22 protein-coding genes and 1 pseudogene are annotated in these 22,563 nt (G+C 62.9%); 19 read left to right on the top strand and 4 right to left on the bottom strand.

The features are described from left to right. Positions 1 to 31: 31 nt before the first annotated feature. Entirely contained in the window at positions 32 to 466 is a 435-nt protein-coding gene (locus ACZBJS_RS24050) for a hypothetical protein (protein ID WP_316397272.1), read from the top strand. Positions 467 to 508: 42 nt separating this feature from the next. Here ACZBJS_RS24050 and ppk2 read toward each other — a convergent pair whose 3' ends face one another. Together ppk2 and ACZBJS_RS24040 are read right to left on the bottom strand one after the other, a co-directional pair. Beyond that, positions 509 to 1,309, bottom strand: a complete 801-nt coding sequence (gene ppk2, locus ACZBJS_RS24045) for a polyphosphate kinase 2 (RefSeq protein ID WP_057017150.1) — start codon at positions 1,307 to 1,309, stop codon at positions 509 to 511. A gap of 22 nt (positions 1,310 to 1,331) precedes the next feature. Next, positions 1,332 to 1,787 (bottom strand): hypothetical protein, encoded by a 456-nt coding sequence (locus ACZBJS_RS24040; protein ID WP_057017151.1) that lies wholly within the window; start codon positions 1,785 to 1,787, stop codon positions 1,332 to 1,334. 155 nt (positions 1,788 to 1,942) lie between these two features. Here ACZBJS_RS24040 and ACZBJS_RS24035 point away from each other — a divergent pair, with 155 nt between their 5' ends. The 12 genes from ACZBJS_RS24035 (at position 1,943) to ACZBJS_RS23980 (ending at position 11,342) form a co-directional block, all read left to right on the top strand. Further along, positions 1,943 to 2,380, top strand: coding sequence for a hypothetical protein (locus ACZBJS_RS24035; protein ID WP_316397273.1), 438 nt, complete (start codon positions 1,943 to 1,945; stop codon positions 2,378 to 2,380). After that, complete coding sequence (locus ACZBJS_RS24030) at positions 2,373 to 3,605, top strand: HlyD family secretion protein (protein WP_316397274.1); 1,233 nt, start codon at positions 2,373 to 2,375, stop codon at positions 3,603 to 3,605. The genes ACZBJS_RS24035 and ACZBJS_RS24030 overlap by 8 nt, the downstream gene beginning before the upstream one ends. 24 nt (positions 3,606 to 3,629) lie before the next feature. Next, entirely contained in the window at positions 3,630 to 4,043 is a 414-nt protein-coding gene (locus ACZBJS_RS24025; RefSeq protein WP_229189524.1) for a hypothetical protein, read from the top strand. 91 nt (positions 4,044 to 4,134) lie between these two features. Then, positions 4,135 to 5,457 (top strand): TAXI family TRAP transporter solute-binding subunit, encoded by a 1,323-nt coding sequence (locus tag ACZBJS_RS24020; protein ID WP_316397275.1) that lies wholly within the window; start codon positions 4,135 to 4,137, stop codon positions 5,455 to 5,457. A gap of 87 nt (positions 5,458 to 5,544) precedes the next feature. After that, positions 5,545 to 7,251, top strand: a complete 1,707-nt coding sequence (locus ACZBJS_RS24015; RefSeq protein WP_463439368.1) for a DUF3300 domain-containing protein — start codon at positions 5,545 to 5,547, stop codon at positions 7,249 to 7,251. After that, positions 7,248 to 8,180, top strand: coding sequence for a DUF2950 domain-containing protein (locus ACZBJS_RS24010; RefSeq protein WP_410469759.1), 933 nt, complete (start codon positions 7,248 to 7,250; stop codon positions 8,178 to 8,180). Before ACZBJS_RS24015 ends, ACZBJS_RS24010 begins: the two co-directional genes overlap by 4 nt. 29 nt (positions 8,181 to 8,209) lie before the next feature. Next, positions 8,210 to 8,632, top strand: a complete 423-nt coding sequence (locus tag ACZBJS_RS24005) for a hypothetical protein (RefSeq protein WP_233475530.1) — start codon at positions 8,210 to 8,212, stop codon at positions 8,630 to 8,632. Positions 8,633 to 8,820: 188 nt separating this feature from the next. Further along, complete coding sequence (locus ACZBJS_RS24000) at positions 8,821 to 9,249, top strand: universal stress protein (RefSeq protein ID WP_316397277.1); 429 nt, start codon at positions 8,821 to 8,823, stop codon at positions 9,247 to 9,249. Between the two features lie 53 nt (positions 9,250 to 9,302). Next, entirely contained in the window at positions 9,303 to 9,599 is a 297-nt protein-coding gene (locus ACZBJS_RS23995; protein WP_229189089.1) for an HdeA/HdeB family chaperone, read from the top strand. A 23-nt stretch (positions 9,600 to 9,622) separates the two neighbouring features. Then, positions 9,623 to 9,916 carry an HdeA/HdeB family chaperone gene (locus ACZBJS_RS23990; protein WP_076826336.1) on the top strand — a complete coding sequence of 98 codons (294 nt, stop codon included), beginning with the start codon at positions 9,623 to 9,625 and terminating at the stop codon, positions 9,914 to 9,916. 207 nt (positions 9,917 to 10,123) lie between these two features. Beyond that, on the top strand, positions 10,124 to 10,390 hold the full coding sequence (locus ACZBJS_RS23985) for a hypothetical protein (protein ID WP_229189088.1): 267 nt from the start codon (positions 10,124 to 10,126) through the stop codon (positions 10,388 to 10,390). A gap of 214 nt (positions 10,391 to 10,604) precedes the next feature. Further along, positions 10,605 to 11,342 carry an outer membrane protein gene (locus tag ACZBJS_RS23980; RefSeq protein ID WP_229189086.1) on the top strand — a complete coding sequence of 246 codons (738 nt, stop codon included), beginning with the start codon at positions 10,605 to 10,607 and terminating at the stop codon, positions 11,340 to 11,342. 105 nt (positions 11,343 to 11,447) lie between these two features. On the opposite strand, the gene aspD is transcribed toward ACZBJS_RS23980, so the two are convergent. Continuing rightward, the gene (gene aspD / locus ACZBJS_RS23975) at positions 11,448 to 13,073 is read right to left on the bottom strand and encodes an aspartate 4-decarboxylase (RefSeq protein WP_463439367.1); all 1,626 of its coding nucleotides are present in this window, start codon (positions 13,071 to 13,073) and stop codon (positions 11,448 to 11,450) included. Positions 13,074 to 13,435: 362 nt separating this feature from the next. Here aspD and aspT (ACZBJS_RS23970) point away from each other — a divergent pair, with 362 nt between their 5' ends. Then, positions 13,436 to 15,127, top strand: coding sequence for an aspartate-alanine antiporter (aspT, locus tag ACZBJS_RS23970; RefSeq protein ID WP_057017161.1), 1,692 nt, complete (start codon positions 13,436 to 13,438; stop codon positions 15,125 to 15,127). Between the two features lie 26 nt (positions 15,128 to 15,153). After that, complete coding sequence (gene aspT, locus ACZBJS_RS23965) at positions 15,154 to 16,848, top strand: aspartate-alanine antiporter (RefSeq protein WP_463439397.1); 1,695 nt, start codon at positions 15,154 to 15,156, stop codon at positions 16,846 to 16,848. Between the two features lie 180 nt (positions 16,849 to 17,028). Here aspT (ACZBJS_RS23965) and ACZBJS_RS23960 read toward each other — a convergent pair whose 3' ends face one another. Continuing rightward, complete coding sequence (locus tag ACZBJS_RS23960) at positions 17,029 to 17,859, bottom strand: AraC family transcriptional regulator (RefSeq protein ID WP_463439366.1); 831 nt, start codon at positions 17,857 to 17,859, stop codon at positions 17,029 to 17,031. 173 nt (positions 17,860 to 18,032) lie between these two features. Here ACZBJS_RS23960 and ACZBJS_RS23955 point away from each other — a divergent pair, with 173 nt between their 5' ends. From ACZBJS_RS23955 to ACZBJS_RS23940, 4 genes and pseudogenes are all read left to right on the top strand, one after another. Beyond that, positions 18,033 to 19,046 carry an MFS transporter gene (locus tag ACZBJS_RS23955; protein ID WP_463439396.1) on the top strand — a complete coding sequence of 338 codons (1,014 nt, stop codon included), beginning with the start codon at positions 18,033 to 18,035 and terminating at the stop codon, positions 19,044 to 19,046. Between the two features lie 19 nt (positions 19,047 to 19,065). After that, a complete protein-coding gene (locus ACZBJS_RS23950) occupies positions 19,066 to 19,941 on the top strand; it encodes a glycine reductase (RefSeq protein ID WP_463439365.1) in 876 nt (291 codons plus the stop codon). Further along, positions 19,938 to 21,248 (top strand): tetratricopeptide repeat protein, encoded by a 1,311-nt coding sequence (locus tag ACZBJS_RS23945; protein ID WP_463439364.1) that lies wholly within the window; start codon positions 19,938 to 19,940, stop codon positions 21,246 to 21,248. The genes ACZBJS_RS23950 and ACZBJS_RS23945 overlap by 4 nt, the downstream gene beginning before the upstream one ends. A gap of 90 nt (positions 21,249 to 21,338) precedes the next feature. Beyond that, positions 21,339 to 22,012 (top strand): annotated as a pseudogene (locus ACZBJS_RS23940) (cupin domain-containing protein). Positions 22,013 to 22,563 lie beyond the last annotated feature (551 nt).

Here is a 22,563-nt window from a genome sequence, read left to right as displayed (position 1 = left end):
GCGTAACGCAACCGGTTCCTGGAGGGACATGATGAGGAAAGTGAGTTTGATCGGAGCTCTTGCAATGCTGGCCATTGGATTGGCCGGCTTCAGCACGCCGTCGCCGGCTGAAACCGGCTCGGTCGCCGTCATCTTCACCAAGGGTGGATTCATCGTTGGTGTCGGAGGCGGCGAGGGCGTCTTGACGCTGCGCGGCAAGCACTATCCGTTCACGGTGTCGGGCATGAGCGTCGGCTTCACGATCGGCGCCTCGACCACCAAGCTGGTCGGGCGCGCCCTCAATCTCAGAGGGCCTGCCTCGATCGAAGGCTCCTACAGCGCGGCAGGCGCCGGTGGGGCGATCGCCGCGGGCGCCGGCGGCGTGCAGCTTCAGAACGCCAATGGCGTGATCCTGCAGCTCAGCGGCCCGAAGGTCGGCGCCGAAGTCTCGGCCGCCGTGGGCGGGGTTTCCATCCGCTTGAAGTAGGTCCAAGGGAGGCCGGCCGCGCGCCCTGCGCGGCCTGTCCTCTCAGTAGCGTTCCTCGACGAACTTCATTCCGCGCAGTCCGGCCTGATCGTTGTAGCGACCCTTGTTGGAGCGCTTGGGGAGCTTGACCTTGTCGCGCTTGACCCGTCCGTGAGGAATTGTCTTCAGCAGGAACGAGATGCAATTCAGCCGCGCCCGCCGCTTGTCGTCGGAACGGATGACGTTCCAGGGCGCGTGCTTCGAGCTCGTCGCCTTGAACATCAGGTCGCGCGCGCGGGAGTAATCATACCAGCGGCGATAGGATTCCGTGTCCATCGGGCTCAGCTTCCATTGCCGCATCGGATCGTCGATCCGCGCCCTGAAGCGGCGCTCCTGCTCCTCCATCCCGACCTCGAGCCACAGCTTGATCAGGATGATGCCGCCCTCGATGATGTATTGCTCCATCTGCGGGCAGAGGGAAAGGAATCGCTTGTGCTCCGCCGGCGTGCAGAACCCCATCACATATTCGACGCCCGCGCGATTGTACCAGCTGCGATCGAAGATCACGATCTCGCCGGCCGCCGGAAACTGCTGCATGTAGCGCTGGATGAAGAGCTGGGACTTCTCACGATCCGAGGGCGCGGGCAGGGCGACCACGCGAAACACGCGCGGGCTGACCTTCTCGGTCAGGGCCTTGATCGTTCCGCCCTTGCCGGCCGCATCGCGTCCCTCGAACAGGATGATGACCCTGAGCTTGTTCGCCTGTACCCAATCCTGGAGCTGGCAGAGCTGGGCCTGCAGCTTCTGCAGCTCTTCCTCATAGTCCTTGCGCTTCATCTTCTCGGTCGGCTTGTCTTTCGCCATGGATATCCGTCCATCGTTTCAACTAATCACCCCAGGCAATGACAATGCCGATGTCGCCGGGCATGCCGCCGGGGTAATCAACGATCTGATAGCGGATGCGGTAGCCGCGCGGCTGCAGGTAGTCAGCCCAGAGCTGGTATATTTCCTTAGGGATACCCGTCAGCGTCTTCTCCCAGCCGGCCTCCATCTGATTGATCGCTCGCCCCTTGTCGGAGCACAGCGAGTTCGGGAAGCGATAGACCTGGACCTCGCTCAAACCATTGCGCACCGCCCGCTGAATCACCGTCGACGCCAGCTTGACCTTCTCGTCCTCGGTAAGCCCGGAGGGCTTGCTCAGCCGCTCGATCAACGCGCGCTTCTCGGCTTCGATAGCAGCCGCACGCTTGGCATGCTCCTCGGCCTTCTCCGCTTCCTTGAGCGCTGCCTGCTTCTGGATCTCGTGCGCCTTCGGGATCAGGTCATCGATCTTGTTTCGCATGGCTGGGGACTCCTAACCCGATCTTCCACCTTGCCCCCGGAACGGTAGAGATGAGCCGACCGGCTTCCTTGATCCAGATCAAGCAAGCGCGATAGGATCGTCAGCAGTGTCGATCAGGATTCGCCTGCGGTGTTATTGCGACCGGGAGACTTGGCTTGAGCGAACAGATGCATCCGGCGGCCCCCCATCATCTGCCGTTTTTCATTCCCGGCGCCGACGGGTCGGACACCCTGATGGTGGTGATGGGCATTTTCCTCGTAGCCACCGTCTTGTGGGTTGGCACTCTGTACTGGAAGCTGCACAGCCTGCCGGAGCGCATGGCGCACAAGAGCCAGAAACTTCAGTTTGAGATCGTCGCCGTTCTCGGCTTGATATCGCTTTTCACCCACATGCATATCTTCTGGGTCGCCGGCCTGTTGCTGGCGCTCATCGACCTGCCGGATTTCGGCACGCCGATGCGCAGCATCGCAGATTCCGTCGAGCGCATAGCCGACGCCACGCCGGGCGCTGCCGAACCGGTAGCCGAATCCGGACCTGGCGGCAGTCCCGACGGCCGGACGCCCGCGAAGCAAGAGGTGCACAACCATGCTTGAGCTGATGATCTGCTCGCTGGTGACGATCCTGCCGGATTACCTCTACCGCCGCTATTGGCAAGGCAAGCGGTTCGGCAAGGAGATCACGTTCTTCTCTGTCTGGTATGAACTGAGATGGGGGATTACCGGCTGCCTGATGCTCACGATCTCGCTGATCACGATGATCTTCTATTTTCATCCCTCGACATCCTCGGCGGCGATCTACTTCAGGACCGTGCCGATCCTGCCCGAAGGCTCCGGACGTGTCGTCGAGGTCAATGTTGGCTTCACCGCGCCGGTGAAGAAGGGGGACGTTCTGTTCCGGCTCGACAGTTCGAAGCAGGAGGCCGCGCTCGAGACCGCCAAGCGAAAGATCGCCGAGGTGGATGCGTCGTTGATCGCGGCGCAGGCCGACGTCGTAAAGGCGGACGCTCAGATCGGGGAGGCGAAGGCCTCCTTGCAGCAGGCCAAGGACGAGCTGGAGGTGAAGAGCGAGTTGCAGCGCCGCAATCCCGGCATCGTGCCGCAGCGTGACATCGAGAAGCTGCAGGTGCTGGTTGATCAGCGGCAGTCCGGCGTCGATGCCGCCAGCGCCGTTAAGGAATCGGCGACGTTGCGCGTCTCCACGCTGTTGCCGGCCGAGAAGGCGAGCGCCGAGGCTGCGCGGGCGCAGGCGCAGGTGGATCTCGACAAGACTTTCGTCCGTGCCGGCGTCGATGGCCGCGTCGAGCAATTCCTCGTTCGCCCCGGGGACCTCGTCGCCCAGATCATGCGGCCGGCCGGAATCCTGATACCGGACGAAGCGGGCCGCAACAGGTTGCAGGCGGGATTCGGGCAGATCGAGGCCCAGGTGATGAAGCCCGGCATGGTTGCGGAAGCCACCTGCATGTCGAAACCCTGGGTGATCATTCCACTGGTCGTCACCAGCGTGCAGGATTTCATCGCCGCCGGCCAGTTTCGGGCCAGCGAGCTGTTGATCGACCCGCAGAATCTGCAACAGCCTGGTTCGATCCTCGTGTTCCTCGAGCCGCTCTACAAGGGCGGCCTTGACGGCGTGACGCCGGGCAGCACTTGCATCGTCAATGCCTACACCAGCAACCATGACGAGATTTCCGATCCGAAAACCGGGGCGTTGAAAGGCTTTGCCCTGCATGCCGTCGACGCGACTGCACTCGTTCATGCCTTGCTGCTACGGATCCAGGCTCTGCTGCTGCCGATCAAGACGCTGGTGCTTAGTGGCCACTGACGGGTGCGAACAGGGAGACAGCAGATGAAACCGGTCCGTAAGCTTCGCGCAATCGTGGCGACGGGCATGATCTTCGGATTGCCGGGTTACGCGCAGGCTTTCGATCTCACGGGTGCCTGGGCCACGAGCGCCGAGCAATGCCGAAAGGTGTTCGCCCACAAGGGCAGGGCGAACCAGCTGACCTTCACGAACTTCTCAGGCGTCTATGGCGGCGGATTCATCGCCGAGCCCGATCGCCTCCGGAGCAAGTTCGAGAACTGCAAGATCAAATCGCGCAAGGACGACGGCCAGACCATCAACATCATCGTCGGTTGTGCGTCCGGAATCATGGTATCGAATGTGCAGTTCTTCCTTAAGGCCGTCGACGACGATACCATTACGCGCCAATTCCCGGGCATCGAGGGGATGGAGGTCAACTATCATCGTTGCAAGATCTAGAGGCATCCGCTCCCCGCGCTGGCTCAGCGCCGCCGGACCGTTGTCGGCTGGCGCCGAACCGATCGAGTGATGCGCCGTGGATCCCAGCAGGTTGCCGAGGTCATTGCGCATCGCCCTGGTGGCCGGCCTTGTGCTTTTGGCGGGGGGTGCGAGCCTGTTCGCCTATCGCTGGTACGAGCGGCCGGCGACCCTGACGATCGCGGTTGGGTCGCTGGACGGCGAGGCCGGGAGGCTGGTCTCGGCGATCGCAGGAAAGTTCGCCCAATCGAAAGCACCAGTCCGGCTCAGCCTGGTCCAGACGCCGGGACCGCTTGAGTCCGCCAAGGCATTCGCGTCCGGAAAGGTGGACCTCGCGGTCGTCCGTGGAGACGTCGGCGATCTATCGCAGGCCCAGGCCGTGATCGTGTTGGCCCACGCCACCGTCCTGTTGGTCGCGCCGCCCGGCGCTGCGATATCTGACGTGGCGGAGTTGAAACGCGTCGCGATCGGTGTGATCGGCGCCGAAGCCAATCAGAAGCTGATCAAGGTGCTGACCGACGAATACGATCTGACGCGCGCGGGCGTGACGTTCAAGCCGCTTGCCCCCGCGGACGCGCGCCGGGCGCTCGACACCAAGGAGGTACGGGCGATTCTGCTCGTCATGCCCTTGACCGAAAAATATCTTTCGCTGCTGCGCAATGTCTTCGCGCGCACCACGCGAGCCGGCCCGGTGATGATCGCCATCGAGTCCGCCGGAGCGATCGCCGAGAAAGAGCGCGCCTATGAAAGCTTCGACGTACCCAAGGGAACCCTGCGCGGCTCGCCGCCTGTTCCTGCTGATGACCTGACGACGCTGCAGACGTCGTTTTATCTGGTGGCACAGAAGAAGCTCGGGAATGACGTGATCAGCGACCTGACGCAGTCGATCATGAACGCGCGGCGAGAGTTGCTCGCCGAACTGCCGGCGCTCTCCCAGATCGCTACGCCTGATACCGACGCGGGCGCCTACATTCCCGTGCATCCCGGGGCGGCAGCGGTCTATGAGGGGACCAGGGAGAGCTTTCTCGATCAATGGGGCAATGCGATCTTCCTGGCGCCGATGATCGCTGGCGGGCTTGCGTCGGTGCTCGCGGCGGCGTGGAAGTTTCTCCGCTCGAGCGAGACACCGAGCCGGAAGGAGGCGCTCGACACGCTTTATGCATTGGCAGGGCGAATTCGGATGGCCAGGCGTGTGTCGGATCTCGAAGAGATCGAGCGCGAAATCGATCAGGTGCTGCGTACGCAGCGCGAGCAGCCGGTCGCGGACGACAAGGCCGAGCGTGCCGTCACGGCGGTGAACGTTGCGGCCCATCGGCTCGAGAACCTGATTCACGACCGCCGCATCCACCTTGCGTCGCGACAGCCGGGCCAGGCCGGAAGCCAGGTCGAAAGCTGAGCCGAAGGACAGTTTCCTTGATCTCGATCAAGGAGGGGAGGGGATCGTGGCCGATGCTGTCGACCGTTGGTGTCGATGGAGGTCGCGATGTTCCGTTGGGGCAAGATTCTGCTCGCGGTTGTGCTGGTGTCGGTGACGTCCGTTGCCGCATTCGCGCAAACGGCTGACAAGCCGCCCGCCCAGACCAGCCCGCCCGCCCAGGCTAGCCAGCCGGCTGCGGCAACCCAGCCGACCGATCAGCTCCTGAAGCCGGAACAGCTGGAAGCCCTGGTGGCGCCGATCGCGCTTTACCCGGACTCGCTGCTCGCCAACGTGCTGGCGGCGTCGACCTATCCGCTCGAGGTCGTGCAGGCCGATCGCTGGCTCAAGGAGCGCAAGAGCCTGAAAGGGGATGCGCTGAAGGCCGAGGTCGACAAGCAGGCCTGGGATGACAGCGTGAAGGCGCTCACCAGCACCGCCGACGTGCTCGCGATGATGAGCGACAAGATCGATTGGACGAAGAATCTGGGCGATGCCGTGCTGGCGCAGCAGCCCGACGTCATGGATGCGATCCAGCGGCTGCGCAGCAAGGCGCAGGCCAACAACAAGCTGGTGACGACCAAGCAGCAGAAGGTCAGCGTCCAGACCCAGGAGAACAAGCAGGTCATCGTCATCGAGCAGACCGATCCGAACACCGTCTATGTGCCCTATTACGATCCCGCCACGGTCTATGGCGCGTGGCCCTATGCAGACTATCCGCCGTATTATTTCGGCTATCCGTCCTATATCGGCGCCGGTGTTGTCGCGGCAGGTCTTGCATTCGGCGCCGGATGGGCGATCGGACGCTGGGGCAATTATTGGGGTGGCGGCTTCAACTGGGGCAATCGCAACGTCTATGTCAATCATCGGACCACCAACATCGCAAATGGCTGGCAGCACAATCCGGCGCACCGCCAGGGCGTCCGCTACAACAACAGCAACGTCCAGCAGCGCTTCGGCGGCAACGCCAATCGGGCTAGTGCCAGCGATCGGATGGATTTTCGCGGCCGCGATGGTCAGCAGGTCCTCAAGCCCGGCGGCGATCGCCCGGGTGCTGATCGCGCAGGTGACCGGGCAGGAGACCGCGGTGATCGCGCCGGAGATCGCGCTGGAGATCGTGGAGGCGACCGCGCCGGAGACCGTGCGGGCGATCGCGGCAAAGGCGGTGACCGTGCCGGTGCCGCCGATCGCGCCAAGGGCGGCGACCGCGCCGGTGCCGGCAACAAGGCCAAGGGCGGCGGCGATCGCGCCAAGGCCGCCAACCGCGGCAATGCCGGTAACCGCGCAGCAGCGGCGAATCGTGGCGGTGGCAGTCGCGGTGGCGCCATGAACGTATCGTCCGGGCGGGCAGCTGCGGCGGCATCGGCGCGCGGGCGATCGAGCATGGCCAGCATGCCACGCGGCGGCGGCGGCGCAAGTTTTGCCGGCCGTGGCGGGGGCGGAGGCGGCTTCCGCGGTGGTGGCGGAGGTGGCGGCTTCCGCGGCGGCGGCGGCGGTGGACGACGCTCCGACATCGCGCTCAAGCACGATATCGAGCTGCTTGGACATCTCACCAACGGCCTCGGCTACTATCGCTTCAGCTATCTCGGTAGCAGCAAAGCCTATGTCGGCGTGATGGCGCAGGAGGTCGAGCAGGTCATGCCGGCGGCGGTGACGCGCGGCGCCGACGGCTATCTCAGGGTCTATTACGACAAGCTTGGGCTCAAGTTCCGCAGCTACAACGACTGGCTTGCGGCCGGCGCGAAGATTCCATCCCCGTCGGAGGCATCACGATGACAGGCCCCTCATACTCGCGACTGGATTGTATTGCCTCCATCGGCATGGCCGCGGCAACAGCACTCGCCTTGCTGCTATCTCCTGCGCGCGCCCAGCAAGGCTTCCCCAATCCGGAAGACGCGGCGTCCGCCTTGGCAACCGCCGTCAAGGCCGGCACCAGCCGGGCGATGCTGAAGGTGCTGGGCCGCGATGCCGCCGATATCATCGAGTCGGGCGACGATGTCGCCGACGCCAATGCGCGAGAGAGCTTTCTTTCTGCCTACGACGCCAAGCATTCGATCAAGGCTGACGGCAACAAGAAGGCCACCTTGATTTTGGGGAGGGACGATTTCCCGTTCCCGATCCCGCTCGTCAACAACAATGACGGCTGGAGTTTCGACGCCGCCGCGGGGCGGCGCGAAATCCTCTACCGCAGGATCGGCCGCAATGAGCTGGCCGCGATCCAGACCAGTCTTGCCTATGTCGACGCACAGAACGAATACGCAGAGAAGGATCGCGGCGAGGGTGTGGGCGCCTATGCCCAGCGCATCGTCAGCAGGCCGGGCAAGACGGACGGGTTGTTCTGGCGCGACGACAAGGATCCAAGCCCGCTCGGCGAGCTGGCCGCCCAGGCCGCCGCGGAAGGCTACAAGGTCGGCGAGCAGAGCATGCCGTACCACGGCTACTACTATCGGATTCTGAAGGCACAGGGCTCCGACGCCCCGGGCGGCGCGCTGAACTATGTCGTGAAGGGCAAGATGATCGGTGGATTCGCGCTGGTCGCCTATCCCGCCGAATACGGCAATTCCGGCGTCATGACCTTCCTGGTCAATCACGCAGGCACGGTCTATCAAAAGGATCTCGGCTCACGCACCGATTTCCTCGCCAAGCGCATGATCGTTTTCGATCCGGATCAGACCTGGAAGAAAGTGGATCCGGCAAATCCCTGAGCGAGGAGGGGGCTGCAGTGACGCGATCCATGATCCGTTCCGTCGTACTGGCGCTTGTCGCGATGGACCTCTTGGTCGCGCCATGCTTCGCGCAGGCCGTCGGCCACGTCCAGGTCAAGTTCGTGAAGGCGGCGCTCGTCGTGGGCGGCGGCGGCGGCAGCGGCACGTTGACCTACCGCGGGCGGCACTATCGGTTCATCGCGTCCGGCTTCAGCCTCGGCGTGAGTGCCGGTGCGTCGGTGACCTGGCTGGAGGGCACCGCCTCAGGCATCAGGGACGTCAACGATTTCGCCGGCAGCTACGCGCTGGTCGGAGCAGGTGGCGCATGGGCTGGTGGCGTAGGCGGGGTGAGCCTGCGAAATGAACACGGCGTGGTTCTGATGCTCAAGGGGCCGAAGGCAGGATTGGAATTCGCCGCCAATCTGGGCGGGCTTACGATCTCGCTGCGCTGAGCTCGGGCTCGATTCGCCCTGCCTCAGATGGGCCGCAGGTGGCAGGTGCCTCCGCCGAGCGACGACCAGCGTCCGGGGTGCGGCACTGAGCGATGGATTGATCTATCTCAAGGCCGGGTCCGAGGCGCAGGTGCAGCTTGCACCTGACGGGGGGCGATACGTCATCCAGATAACCGGGAGGTCTAAGCATGTACCGGCACATTCTCATTCCGACAGATGGGTCGGAACTGGCGGAGCAAGGGGTGAAGCACGGTTTGGCGTTGGCGAAATCCGTCGGAGCCAAAGTATCGGTCGTCTTCGTCGTTGAGCCGCTCTCGGAAATAGGAGGGCGGTACCGTGATCTGCTCGCGAGATTTGCCGAGATACGCAAGGAAGAGGCCACGAGCGCGCTGGATCGTGCCGCACACGCGGCCAGGGAGGCCGGCGTTCCCTGCGAGACAAGCCAGGCCGAGAGCGGGCAACCCCATCAAGCCATCATCGCGGCAGCCGAGGATAAGGGCTGCGATCTCATCGTTATGTCATCGCACGGGCGCAGCGGGCTCTCCATGCTGCTCATCGGCAGTGTGACAAACAAGGTGCTGACGCAAGCAAAGACTCCGGTCCTTGTCTGTCAGTGAGCGTGCAGATCGCTGGATGGAAAGTACTGTGCATGGAGCTTGGGAGAAATCGAATGAACAAAATCGCTGTGTGCCTGGCTCTTGCCGGTGCGACGCTATCCGGCCCGCTGCAGGCGCAGACGAGCGTCGATATGGCGCGGATAACTTGCTCGCAATACCTCGCCATGTCCCCGGGCGATTCTTCCGTATTTTCTGCCTGGATGAGCGGCTGGTTCAATCAGAAGAAGGGATACGTCTTCGTCGATCTCAACGCGTATGCGCGAAATGTCGCAAGCGTAAAGGCGTGGTGCGCGACCAATCCCACTCAGACCGTGATGGCCGGCCTTGAGCGCTCTACGGCCGGCCAGTGATCAAACAGGGTTGGAAGATAACAATGAAACCATCGATCCTTGCCGTTGCGACCGTTGCACTCCTCGCCACCAGCGTCGTGGCCAAAGCGCAAGTCGTCGTCGATCTGTCCCTCATTACCTGCAAGCAATTGCTGGAGGCGGATCAGGAACGACAAACGCTGATCAGCTCCTGGATGTCGGGCTATTTCAGCGCATCGAAGAACCTGACCGTCGTCGATTTTCGCTACGTCGAGCGGAACGGCAAGGTTATCGGCAAGTACTGCAAGTCGCACAAGGCGGACACCGTAATGAATGCGATGCAAAAGAACTGGCGCTGATCATCGTCGCTGCGATCGCGCGAGCCTTGGAGGGCATTCTTGTCCGTCGCGTCTGCGATGAAGCCGGCGATGCCAACGGTCGGCAGGCTCGTCGCTTCACTCGCGCTTCCGATCGAACCGGCTGTCTCTCAATGCCGGCCGCGGCTCCCGTATTTTTACGGTCCGGGCGCTTGACCGAGGTCAAGGCGCGGCCACTGGCAAGATGGTGTGTCGCTAGGGCTGTTCGCTCTCTCCGGTGTCGCGGTGTCGGCCATCTGGTATGTCACTTATGAAATTCGCCGACGTGGTCTGCTGGCTCGAAGGGCGCGCAGTCCTCGCGAGACCAGGACATTTGCTACTGAATCGGAAGCCAAGGCATTCGCGCGATCAAAACTGGACGAAGGGCTGGTCGTGTTTGCCGGCACCATCAATCCGCACCTCCCCAGGCAATTGATCCCCTCGCAGAACATCGCCGATTGGCTCGTCGAACAGTGAGTCGGCTCCGGCGCTTCCTCTCCGGCAGCACGAGCTTCGTGCTGCACCGAATGTTGAAAGCACAGCCCAAGCACGGTGTTGGTTTGCCCTTGAGTGTTGCCATTTTGGCACGCGCCTTTTCGTGACTCACATCTAGGCTTCGATCACTGCCCCGATCGGGCGAGCGCAAGGACTGCTTTTCTCGATTGACGCGAAGAGACCCGGAGATCATTCCATGAAGAGATTTTTGCTTTCTGTCGCCGCGATTATCGGCATGGCCACGCCGGCGTTGTCGGCTGACATGGCCGTCAAGGCGGCGCCTGTGCCGGTTCCTCCGCCGGTCTACAACTGGACCGGCTTCTATATCGGTGCGAACGGCGGTTGGGGTGAGAGCCGCACCTGCTGGGACTTCATCCCCGCAGTCGGAGGTGTCGTGGCCGATGGATGCAGCTCGCGCTCCGGTGGCGTTTTCGGCGGACAGCTCGGCTATCGCTGGCAGGCTGGCCAGTTCGTCTTCGGCCTGGAAGGACAGGGTGACTGGGCGGACCTGAAGAGCTCGCGCCTCAGCCTGATCGATCCGAGGTTCTCGACGACAACGAAGACCGACGGACTGGGCCTTTTCACTGGCCAACTCGGCTGGGCCTGGGATGCCGCGCTGTTCTACGTGAAGGGCGGTGCAGCGGTCACCAGCAATCGCTATGACATCTTTACCACGGTCGGCGGAATCGGGGTCGCGTCGGCGACATCGACCCGTTGGGGCGGTACCGTCGGCGTGGGCTTCGAGTACGGGTTCACCCCGAACTGGTCCGTCGGGCTCGAATATGACCGTCTGTTCATGGGCGATGCCAACAACACGTTCTCGGTGGTCAATCCCATCGTGGCCGGCGCCGCCAACCGGATCGGACAGGATGTGGATCTGCTGACGATCCGCCTGAACTATCGGTTCGGTGGGCCGGTCGTCGCCAGATACTGATCTCCCTGGATGGATGTAATTTGGGCCCCGGCATTCTTGCCGGGGCCTTTCTTTTGGTTTTGGCGGCTACCGGACCAAATGTCCGAAGTGCGGCAAGCGCCGCTGTCAGCGCTTTGCGGCTGCGCCCTTCGCTGCCTCGTAGGCGTCGCGATAGCCTCTGGCGATGGTCCGAACGCCTCGCCCGATATCATCATAGACATCGTCGGGCAGGTTCGCGAGCGAGACGCGAAGCGACCATTCGGGCGCATCGAATCCGCCGCCGTTCAACAGCACGATCCCGTGGGCTTCAGCCAGCCTGAACGCGAGGTCCAGCGGATGGACGTTCTTCTTCAGGTATTCAACCGCCTCGTCGCCGATATTCTTTCGGGCCCAGAACTCGAAATCGATCAGGGCGTAGTAGGCATCATAGCTCGGATTCGGGGTCAGCTTGTCGGCAAGCCCGAGGCCGTCGAGCAGCGACCACAGGCGCTTGTTGACGATCTCCATGCAGGCGGCCTGATAGGCCTTCTTTTCGTCCATCATCTCCGCGAGCGAGAACAGGCTCATCATCACCTGCTGCGGCAACGACAGGCCCGCAGTGTGATTGAGCGCCACGTCGCGGCTGTCGGCGACGATGCGGTCGATCAGCTTGAGCTTGCGCGGTTCGAGCGTAAGCGGCCCGTAGCGCTTGTCGAGCGCCTTGACGGCCTCGTCCGGGAGCTTGGCGATCATCTTGTCGAAGATGTTGTCCTCGTGGATGGCGATCGCGCCGAGCCGCCATCCCGTGCAGCCGAAATACTTCGAATAGGAGTAGACGCCGATGGTGTTGTGCGGCAGCTCGCCCAGCAGCGAACGGAACCCGTGCACGAAGGTGCCGTACACGTCGTCGGTGAGGATCATCAGGTCGGGGCGCTTGGTCCTGACCAGATTGGCCAGCTTGGCAACTGTCTCCTTGCTTAACGCCATCCCCGGAGGGTTGGACGGATTGACCACGAAGAAGGCCTTGATCTTCGGATCCTCCAGCTTCTTGATCTCCTCGTCGGTGAACTGGAACTTGTTCTCCTGCGGAGCCCTGATCTGAACCACCTTCAGGTCGTAGTCTTCCAGGTGCGTCATCTCGATGTAGGGCGTGAAAATCGGCGTCGCCAACGCGATCGTATCGCCGGGCACCAGCAGCCGGTTGGCCTTCAGCGACTTGAAGAGGTAGCACATCGCCGCCGTCCCGCCCTCGACCGCATAGATGTCGAATTTTCCGGCCGGCCGGGGCTCGCCGCAAACCGCCCACATCAGGTATTCGTGCACGATCTTTTCGTTATGCACCAGCATGCGGTCCGGCACCGGGTAATTGTCGCCGATGATCGAATCGACCAGCTCGTGGACGAAGGCGTCCGGGTCGAAGCCGAATTTCTTGACCGCAAAGGGCAGCATCTCGGTCAGGAAGCTCGCACCCGGCATGTCCTTGTGCTGCTTGAGCCAGACTTCGAACCGGCCGGCGATGCCGCTTGCCTGGGGCATGCCGCCGATGCCCGCCGGGTGCTCCATCACCCGCTTACTCTCGGTGACGGCGAATTGTCCCAGCAGGAAGAAGCCTTCGCGCGGCGTCGTGGCCACCCAGTTCGGATTGCCCCGCCCGGCGTTCAGGAAGGGCATCTGGCTCCGCTTCGAATTGCTCTTGGCGAGGTTGATCAGCTCGTCCTTGATCTCGAAGGGGCTCAACGCCTCGAATTTCTTCAGGGTCAGAAGATCGGCCATTTGACACTCCCGGGGCGATGCGTGCTGTTGGAATGGAGGCGACAGGCTCCGTTGCCTGCGCAATCGCGCGCAGCATGATCGGCGACCGGTTACGAGCCTTGATCTATGTCAACGGTCACGCGCAGGCGATGCGATGCTGCGACGGATAGTCGCTCACGATGCGAGTGCGCGGCACATGTGTGGTGTCGGCAAGATCATGAAATCGCGAGGCTCTCGCAGCTGCGGTTGACATAGATCAACATCCTGCTCGCCAACCGCCGTCTGATGTCGACCGATACGGTTGCTCGCCCTTTTCGGCACCCGTGCACGAGATCGAAGCGGGCGCACGCCGAAGCCCCGGGACAGCATGAACGGGTGACATCATGATCGATTGGCTCTTCCAGACGCTCCGCACCTATCCCGAAATTGCGATCTTCCTCTCGCTGGCCCTGGGCTACTATTTCGGTTCCTTCACCTATAAGGGGCTTGGACTGGGCGCGGTCACCGCGACACTGGTTGCCGCTGTCATCATCGGCCAGATCGGGATCACTATATCAGGGCCGCTGAAGCCGTTCTTCTTTCTGATGTTCCTGTTTGCAATCGGTTACGGTGTCGGACCGCAATTCGTGCGCGGTATCGCGCAGGACGGCGTCCCGCAGGCGATTTTCGCGGCCGTGGTCTGCGTCTTCTGTCTGCTGTCCGCCTATCTCGGCGCCAAGGTCGCCGGTTACGACGTCGGATCGGCGATCGGGCTCTATGCCGGCTCGCAGACGATCTCCGCGTCGATGGGACTCGCGACCGACGCCATCAATCGCCTTGGTCTGCCCGCGGACGAAGCCAAGAAGCTGCTCGATGCCATGCCGGTCGCCTATGCCGTGACCTATATCTTCGGCACGGTTGGGTCGGCGATCGTGCTGGCGCTGCTCGGACCGGCGCTGCTCGGGATCGATCTCGAAGCCGCGTGCAAGAAATACGAGGAGGAGCATGGCGGCAAGAAGGAGCTGGGCGGCCCAGGGACGGCCTGGCACCAGTTCGATGTGCGCGCCTATCGCGTTCATGAGCGCGGACCCGTCGCCGGCAAGACCGTCGGGCAGGCCGAGGCGCTGCTTCCCGATCATCGCATCTTCGTCCTCCGGCTCCGGCAAGCCGGCAAGATCGTGGAGGCAACCTCCGACACCGTGATACATGCCGGCGATGTCGTCGCCGTCGCCGGGCGCCGCGATGTGCTGGTGCAGCTGATCGGCGAGCAGGCCGAGGAAGTTGACGATCGCGAGCTGCTGGCGGTGCCGATCGAAGGTGTCGATGTCTACGTGACCAGCAAGGACGTCGACGGCAAGACGCTGGAGCAACTGGCCAAGGAACCGGGCGCTCGCGGCGTATTCCTGCGCAAGATCGCCCGGGGGGCGATCGCGACCGAGATTCCGATCCTGCCGAACACCAAGATCAATCGGGGCGACATCCTCACCCTGGTCGGCCGCACGTCCGATGTCGCTGCCACCACAAAGATGCTGGGCCGGCCGGACCGTGCAACCGATGTTGCCGACGTCGCCTTCATCGGGGCTGCGATCGCGATCGGCGCCCTGGTCGGCGCCTTCGTCTACAAGATCGGAAGCGTGCCGCTGACGTTGTCCACCTCCGGCGGCGCATTGATCTCAGGTCTGTTCTTTGGCTGGCTCCGGTCCGTGCACCCGACCTTCGGCCGCATCCCGTCACCCACCGTGTGGTTCATGAACTCGGTCGGCCTGAACGTCTTCATTGCCGTGGTCGGAATCTCCTCGGGCCCGGGATTTGTCGCCGGCCTGCAAAAGCTCGGCTTCAGCCTGTTCCTTTGGGGCGTCGTCGTGACCACCGTGCCGCTGATCCTGGCGATGTTCGTCGGCAAATACGTGTTCCGCTTCCACGACGCGATCCTGCTCGGATGCTGCTCCGGCGCGCGCACCACGACCGCTTCGCTGGGCATGATCAACGACCGCGCGAAGAGCCAGATTCCCGGTCTTGGCTACACCGTCACCTATGCGGTCGGAAACACGCTGCTGACGATCTGGGGCATGGTGCTGGTGATGATGATGACATAGCCGCGGCGCGGGACCGTGTTGAGACGATGTTGAGCTGGCTGGCGCAATTTCTCGTTCGTTATCCGGAGCTCGCGCTGTTCCTGGTGATCGCCGCGGGCTACTGGATCGGAAGCTTCAAGATCGGCGCTTTCAGCCTCGGCCCGGTGACGGGCGCGCTGTTCGCAGGACTCGCGGTCGGCGATTTCGCGCATGTGCCCGTCTCCAGCATGACCAAATCGTTCCTGTTCCTGCTGTTCCTGTTCGGGGTCGGCTATTCGGTCGGTCCGCAATTCGTGCTGGCGATGAAGCGCGACGGGCTGAAGCCCATGCTGATGGCCGTTGTCGTGAGCCTCACCGGTCTTGCGGCGGCGATCGTCGTGGCACGCGTGCTGCGGCTCGACCCCGGCTTTGCCGCCGGGCTCCTGTCGGGCGCGCTCAGCCAGAGCGCTGCAATGGGTACGGCGACCGACGCGGTCAATTCCCTGCCTGTGTCCGAGGCACAGCGCGCGTTGTTTGTCTCGCATATCGCGGTCGCGGATGCGGTCTGCTACATCTTCGGCTATGCCGGCGTGATCACGTTTTGCACCATTGTCGTTCCGGCGCTGCTCAAAATCGATCTGAAGGCGGAGGCGCTCAAGCTAGAGCAGACCCTGGGCATCACGCGCGCCAAGCCCGGCCTCGCGTCGGCCTGGCGCAAGTTCGAACTGCGCGCCTACCGGCTGGATGCTCACGCTGCGATCGTCGGACTGACAGTTGCGGCCGCCGAAACGCGCGTACCCGGGCAGCGTGTATTCATCCACCGCATCCGTCGCGGCGAGCGCGTCCTCGAGGCGGAGCCTGCAACGGTGCTGGCGGCAGGCGATGTCGTCGCGCTGTCGGCGCCGCGCCAGATCATCGTCGAACTGATCGGACCGCGCGGGGAGGAGGTCGAGGACCGGGAGCTCCTCGATATCCCCGTGGTCGCGGCGGACGTGTTCCTGATCAACGCGAAGCTCGCGGGCAGCAGCCTCCAGCAGGCGTCTGAACAAGACTGGACGCGCGGCCTTTATCTGCGCTCCGTGAGCCGGGGCGGTGAAGCGCTTCCGATCGCTGCGGGCACGGTTCTGGAGCGCGGCGATCTGCTGAGCATCGTGGGTCCTGAAACCGTGGTGCAGAACGCGGCCAAGAGCATCGGCGTCATCGTCGCGCCCAGCACCACGATCGATTTCGTGGTGCTGGGGCTCGCGATTTTCCTCGGCGGCCTCCTTGGCGTTCTCATAAGCTTTTCGGTTGGCGGCATCACGATCTCGCTGAGCACCAGCGTCGGCACGCTGCTCGCCGGACTTCTGGTCGGCTACCTCCGTACGCGTCTGCCGTATTTCGGCCGGATCCCCGACGGCGCCATCAGCCTGATGACATCGCTCGGACTGGCTGCGTTCGTCGCCCTGACCGGGATTCATGCCGGGCCGATCTTCCTTTCCGCGATACGCGAGTCGGGCATCGGGCTGCTGCTGGGCGGCATGATCGTCACCCTGTTGCCGCAGATCGTCGGCTTCTGCTTCGGCCATTTCGTGTTGCGCATGAACCCGATCCTCCTGCTCGGTGCGCTGACTGGAGCACAGACGGTCACGGCCGCGATGGCGGCCATTCAGGAGCGCTCGGGCAGCTCCGTGGTGGTGCTTGGCTACACGCCCGCCTATCCGATCTCCAATATTCTGCTGACGACCTGGGGATCGATCATGGTCGTTGTTTTCGCTGGATGACGGGGCAGGGACGGCTCGCGCCTACCTCGCCATTGAGAGCGGCGCACAAGCGAGCGTCCCCCTGGTCCGGACGACCGTATTCCGCCTGTTCCGAACTGAACCGCGGTTTCCAACGAGTCCCTGCGGCTGAAGGGTCAGCGCGCCCGGCGGGACGAATCTCGAGATCCGGATCGATGCCTTTTATGAAGTCCCTCTGCTGGCCGCGTGGCCCAGACTGCGCCGATGTTGCAGGGGACTAACGCGCATTTCAGAGCGAAACATGAATATGAATGCGGAGGCCGATGAGTAACCCAGCCGCATCGCGATCTCTGTGATCGGCAGGTCGCTGCCCAACAATTCGATAGCCTTGAGCAGGCGGAGACGCTGACGCCATGCACGCAAGCTCATGCCGACTTCGCGCTCGAAGTGTCGCGTCAAGGTTCGCGGCGACATGCCAATCTCACGCCCCCATCTCTCGGCGTGGCGCGGATTCGCAGGATCGGCGTAGAGGGTTTCACAGAGGGCCAGCAAGCCCGGGTGGGTGGGCCAGGGTAACGCTGCCGAGATCGGCGTCGCCCGCCGCAACTGATCGAGGATGAGCGCGATAACGCGGTCGGCGTAGCGACGATCCTCGCTTTTCAGCGACGCGGCTTCCACGATGAGCGTCCGCAGGAGCGGGGACACATGGATGACGGTCGTGCGCGAAGTCATGCCTTGGCTGGCAGCATTGGCGACCCAGAGGCTCCGGAATTCCGCTCCCATCAGCGAGCCGACCGAATGCTTCGTACCGGCCGGCAGCCAGACGGCCTGTTCCGGAGAAATGACGACGCGCCGTCCATCCGCCTTCACGGTGAGCGCGCCCGAGATCGCGTAGACCAGCTGATTCCAGCTGTGACTGTGTTCGGCGAAGTAGCTCCTCGCGGGAAGAGACTGCACCCGAACGATCAAAGGCTTCGGTGATCCGAGGCCCTGCGGGGCATCGACCGTCTTCCAGCCGGCATTCCCTGGCGAAATGTGACGTTTCATCGACATAAATTGGCAATCTGTAGAAGGAAATTCTCCTTAACTCCGACGCGGTGATCCACGGCCCGGTGGATCGGCCACTGGTCTGATCGGCGACGTCCCATCGACGGACATCTAACGGCGGAGCAAGCCGCAACGTGAACTTCAATTTTTCCGTTCCCACCCATGAGGCGCCGACCGCCATTCGCCGCGAGCGCAACAATGTCGCAAGGCTGGCTGTCGCCCAGGCTCAGGCGCCAACGGCGGGCGTTGTCGCGCAGCGCTATGGCCGGCGCACGACATTTCTGTTCGGTGCAGGCAGCGGCGTCCTCGCTGGCTTGATTGCGCTCCTTGCGGTACTCAACGCGTCATTCCCGCTATTCTGCGCCGGGACCTTCTTTGGCGGCGTCTACGCGGCCGTGGTGCTCTCGTTCCGCTTTGCGGCGGCCGATTGCGCAGCACCTGAACGGCGTCCGCGCGCGCTCTCGGCCGTGATGGCTGGCGGTGTGTTCGCCGGTGTGATCGGTCCACAGCTTGTGACGCACACCATGAATCTGTGGGCGCCATACCTCTTTGCCACGACGTTTGTCGGCCAGGCGGTGGTTGCGGCGCTCTCCGCGGTTATTCTGGCGGGCGTTGAGCTTCCTCCGCTGACTGCAACGCATCTCAACGCCGGAAGGCCGCTAGCTGTCATTGCCCGGCAGCCGCGCTTTATCCTGGCCGTGATCTGCGGGGTCGTCTCCTACCTGCTCATGAATTTCCTCATGACCGCAGCCCCGCTGGCGATGAAGCTCTGCGGGCTGCCTCAGGAATCGGCCAATCTCGGTCTGCAGTGGCACGTCATTGGGATGTACGCCCCGAGTTTCTGGACCGGCCGCTTGATCACGCGCTTCGGCGCATCCGCGATCGTCGCGGTCGGGCTGGTATTGATTGCGGCCTCTTCGTCGGTGGGCCTGCTCGGGATCGGCTGGAACTTCGGCTTCATCGGCGCCTCCGCGATGGTTCTGGAGTGCCATCGTCCCGAGGAAAAGGCGCGCGTTCAGTCGCTCAATGACTTCGTGGTCTTCGGCACGATGACCGTCGGCTCCTTCCTGTCGGGCGGGCTGCTGTCGTCCTTCAGCTGGTCGACCGTCCAGATGCTGTCGTTCGCACCACTCGTCGCCGCATTGCTGGCACTCATCGGCTTTTCATACCGGCCCACCGCACGACCAAGCTAGCGTCTCGAGGAGAATCCACATGAGCGTAGCGGAAACCCCGGTTCAATATATGGAGCGAACGCGCCAATATTACCGTGCCCTTGGTTACGACAACGACTATGTCTGGGCGAGGTTTGATGATGTCCCTTTCATCAAACCTGCCAAACTGTCATCGGATCTGCGTATCGCACTGATTACCACGGCCAGTCCGCCGGATTTTGACGGCGTCAAACGGGTGTGGTCGGGTGAGGTTTCGCCGCCGCCCGGGAAGCTGTTTACCGACAACGTTGCGTGGGACAAGGAGTCGACCCACACCAATGATCCGGGCAGCTTCCTGCCGGTAGAAGCCGCTTTTGGATTGGTCGGCGAGGGCGCCCTTGTCGGACTGACCCGGCACTTTCACGGCGTGCCGACAGAATACAGCCAACGGAAAACGAACGCGGAGGATGCACCTGAAATCCTGGCACGGGTTCGAAAAGACGGGGCTGATGCTGCGATCCTTTGCCCCCTTTGCCCCGTGTGTCATCAGACCGTAAGCTTGGTGGCCCGGCATCTGGAAGCGAACGGCATTCCGACCGTCATTGTCGGCTCGGCGCAGGATGTCGTGGAGCACTGCGGCGTGCCACGGTTCTATTTCAGGGATTTCCCGCTGGGCAATCCTTGCGGGCATCCCTGGCGACCGGACATGCAGCGCGAAATCATGCGCCAGGCGCTCGCCCTTTTTGACACGGCGACGGCGCCGCGAACGACTGTGAAAGCGCCATTTGCGTGGAAGGAGGAGGGTTCCCTTTGGCGGCCCCGGTATGGAAGAGTAAATCCAGAGGATCGCGAGCGGCTGCTCAAGCTGGGTGACCAGCGCCGCCGGCGGCAAGCCAAGGCCAAGCAGGTTTCCATGGAGGGAGTGTCATCAAAATGACCGAGAGTTCGATGGGAAATCGGGTGGGCGTTCTTGAAGACCGGTACGGCAACCCCTTGAGCACAAGCTCTGCCGCCGCCCGCGACGCATATGTCGCCGGCGTCGACAAGCTGCTCTCGGCTGGGTCGGGGATTGACCAGGCATTCCGCGACGCGATCGCCGCCGACGAAGGTTTTGCTCTGGCGCACATTGCGCTTGCGCGAACCCTGCAACTGCTCGGTCGCGGCAACGAGGTCAAAGCGCCGCTCGAACGCGCGATCGCGCTGGCGCCTGCTACGACTTCGCGCGAGCAAGGTCATATTGCGATCTTTGCCAAGATCCTGAGTGGTCAAGGCGCTGCGGCGGTTTCGGCGATCGCCGAACATATCAAGCACTGGCCGCGCGATGCCATGGTGCTGGCACCGGCCACCGGTGTCTTCGGCTTGATCGGCTTCTCGGGCAAGTCCGGCCGCGAGATTGAGCAACTGGCGATGCTGGAGCCGCTTGCAACCCATTATGGCGATGACTGGTGGTTTCGAACCGTGCTCGCGTTTGCCGAAATCGAGCTGCACAGGCTCGACAGTGGTTTCAGGAATATCGAGACCGCACTTCGTGGTTGTCCCCGCAACGCTCACGCTGCGCATATCAAGGCCCATCTGTTCTATGAGAAGGGACAGCGCGAGGAGGGGCTGGCTTATCTCGAGCAATGGAACGCCGCTTACCCGCGCGAGGCGCAACTGCATTGCCATATCAGTTGGCATCTTGCCCTGTGGTCGCTGGAGACCGGCAGGCGGGATCAAGCCTGGCAGATCTATCGTGAGGCGCTGCATCCGGGCGGCTCGTGGGGGCCGCAAATCAATGTCCTCACCGATTGCGCCTCGTTCCTTGCGCGCGCCGAGATGGCGGGCGAGCCGCGATATCCGGAACTGTGGAGCGAGATCAGCCAGTATGCGGCGAAGTGGTTTCCCAACTCGGGGATCATCTTTGCCGACATGCACAGCGCGCTCGCCTTTGCAATGGCCGGCGATGCGGAGGCCTTGGCCAGGATCATCGAGAACCCGAAGGGACCCGCCGCGGACATGGTGGTGCCCATCGCGCGCGGGTTCGATGGTTTGGCCAAGGGCGACTGGACACGCGTCGTCGATGAGCTAAGGCCCGTCCTGGCAACCCATGAAAGGGTTGGAGGCAGCCGCGCGCAGCGCGACCTGCTGGAATATTCCGTGACTTGCGCCTTGCTGCGCAGTGGTCGCGCCGACGAGGCGCGGCGGCTGATCGCGTCACGACGACCGCAGAATGCGGCGAGCGGCGTTCCGCTCGCGGGGTTCTGAACGTGTCCTGGTTTAGGACCTGCGCTGGTCAAGAGATCCGAAATGGAGAAGCGGTGGGTTTCGGATAGCGCAGCCTGAGGGAGAGTAACGATGCGCATCAACGATGATCTGTCGAAGCCTGTTATCGTTCACGCCTCGAAGCTGGACTGGGTGGCCAGTCCGTCGGCCGGCGTGGATCGGCGCATGCTGTTCCGCATTGGCGCCGAGGTCGCGCGCGCCACCTCGATCGTGCGCTATGCTCCCGGTAGCGCCTTCCCGCGTCATACGCATGGCGGTGGAGAAGAGATTGTCGTCCTTGAAGGTACCTTTCAGGATGAGCATGGCGACTATCCCGCGGGCAGCTACTTCCGCAACCCTCCGGGGACGTCACATGTTCCCGCCTCGAAGGACGGCTGCACAATCTTCGTGCGGCTCTGGCAGTTCCGGGACGAGGACCGGACCCAGGTCGTGCGTCAGCCAGGTGAGGGCCAACAGGTTGCGCCGCGCCCCGGTGCAAGCAACGTCAGCGTGCTATTTGACGACGGCCACGAAGAGGTCCGCCTTGAAGACTGGCGGCCGGGTGAAATCGTCAGCCTTGCGAACGCGCGCGGGCTCGAGTTCTTTGTTCTATCGGGGGGACTAACGATCGGGGGCGAGACGCTGCAGCCGCAGGGCTGGGGTCGGCTACCCGCCGGCGTCGACCTGAAAGCGACGGTGAGGGCGCGAAAATCTGGATCAAGGAGGCGCCGCTGCTGCATCCGGATGTCTGTCGACTTCCCGGGTAGCCGGTACAGTTCTGACCGCCTCCGTTGAGCTCCCTGCAATGGCGAAGCTACTTTGCATGGGGTTGTTTTCGATATTTTGGTTGGGCCGGCCTGTTTCGGCCGGGCAGCGCTCCGAAACATCATGTTGCATTGAACCGATGTTGCGGCTAGGCAATTGAGATGACATGGAAATTTTCCGTCGCCCCGATGATGGATTGGAGCGAGAGTTTAAGCTTTTCAACCGGTTAGATGATGGCGTGTGCACGACGTGTGCACCGGGAGATCGAGAAAATCTCAACACAGCCAACGTGCGCAGGCCTGTGGCGCATGTGCCTGGATCTGAACTTCCGAGGGCAGGGCGAGGCGAGTGCTTAAGTGCGGTCTCAGCTGTTCGACGCGGAATGGTCGAAAACCGTGGGTTTGACTCCCACTCTCTCCGCCATTTTTACGATCTCGTGCGCTAGGTGGTGTGGACTCTAAGGATTCCCTTTTGAGAGCAAATCAGATTCAAGGCTTCTTTTTGGGAGGCGGCCTTGGGTGTGATGGAGCGTTTGGTGTTGAGCGACGCGGCC

It is taken from the genome of Bradyrhizobium sp. KZN70725 (genome assembly GCF_055264925.1).
This window is presented reverse-complemented; position numbering and strand designations above follow the sequence as displayed.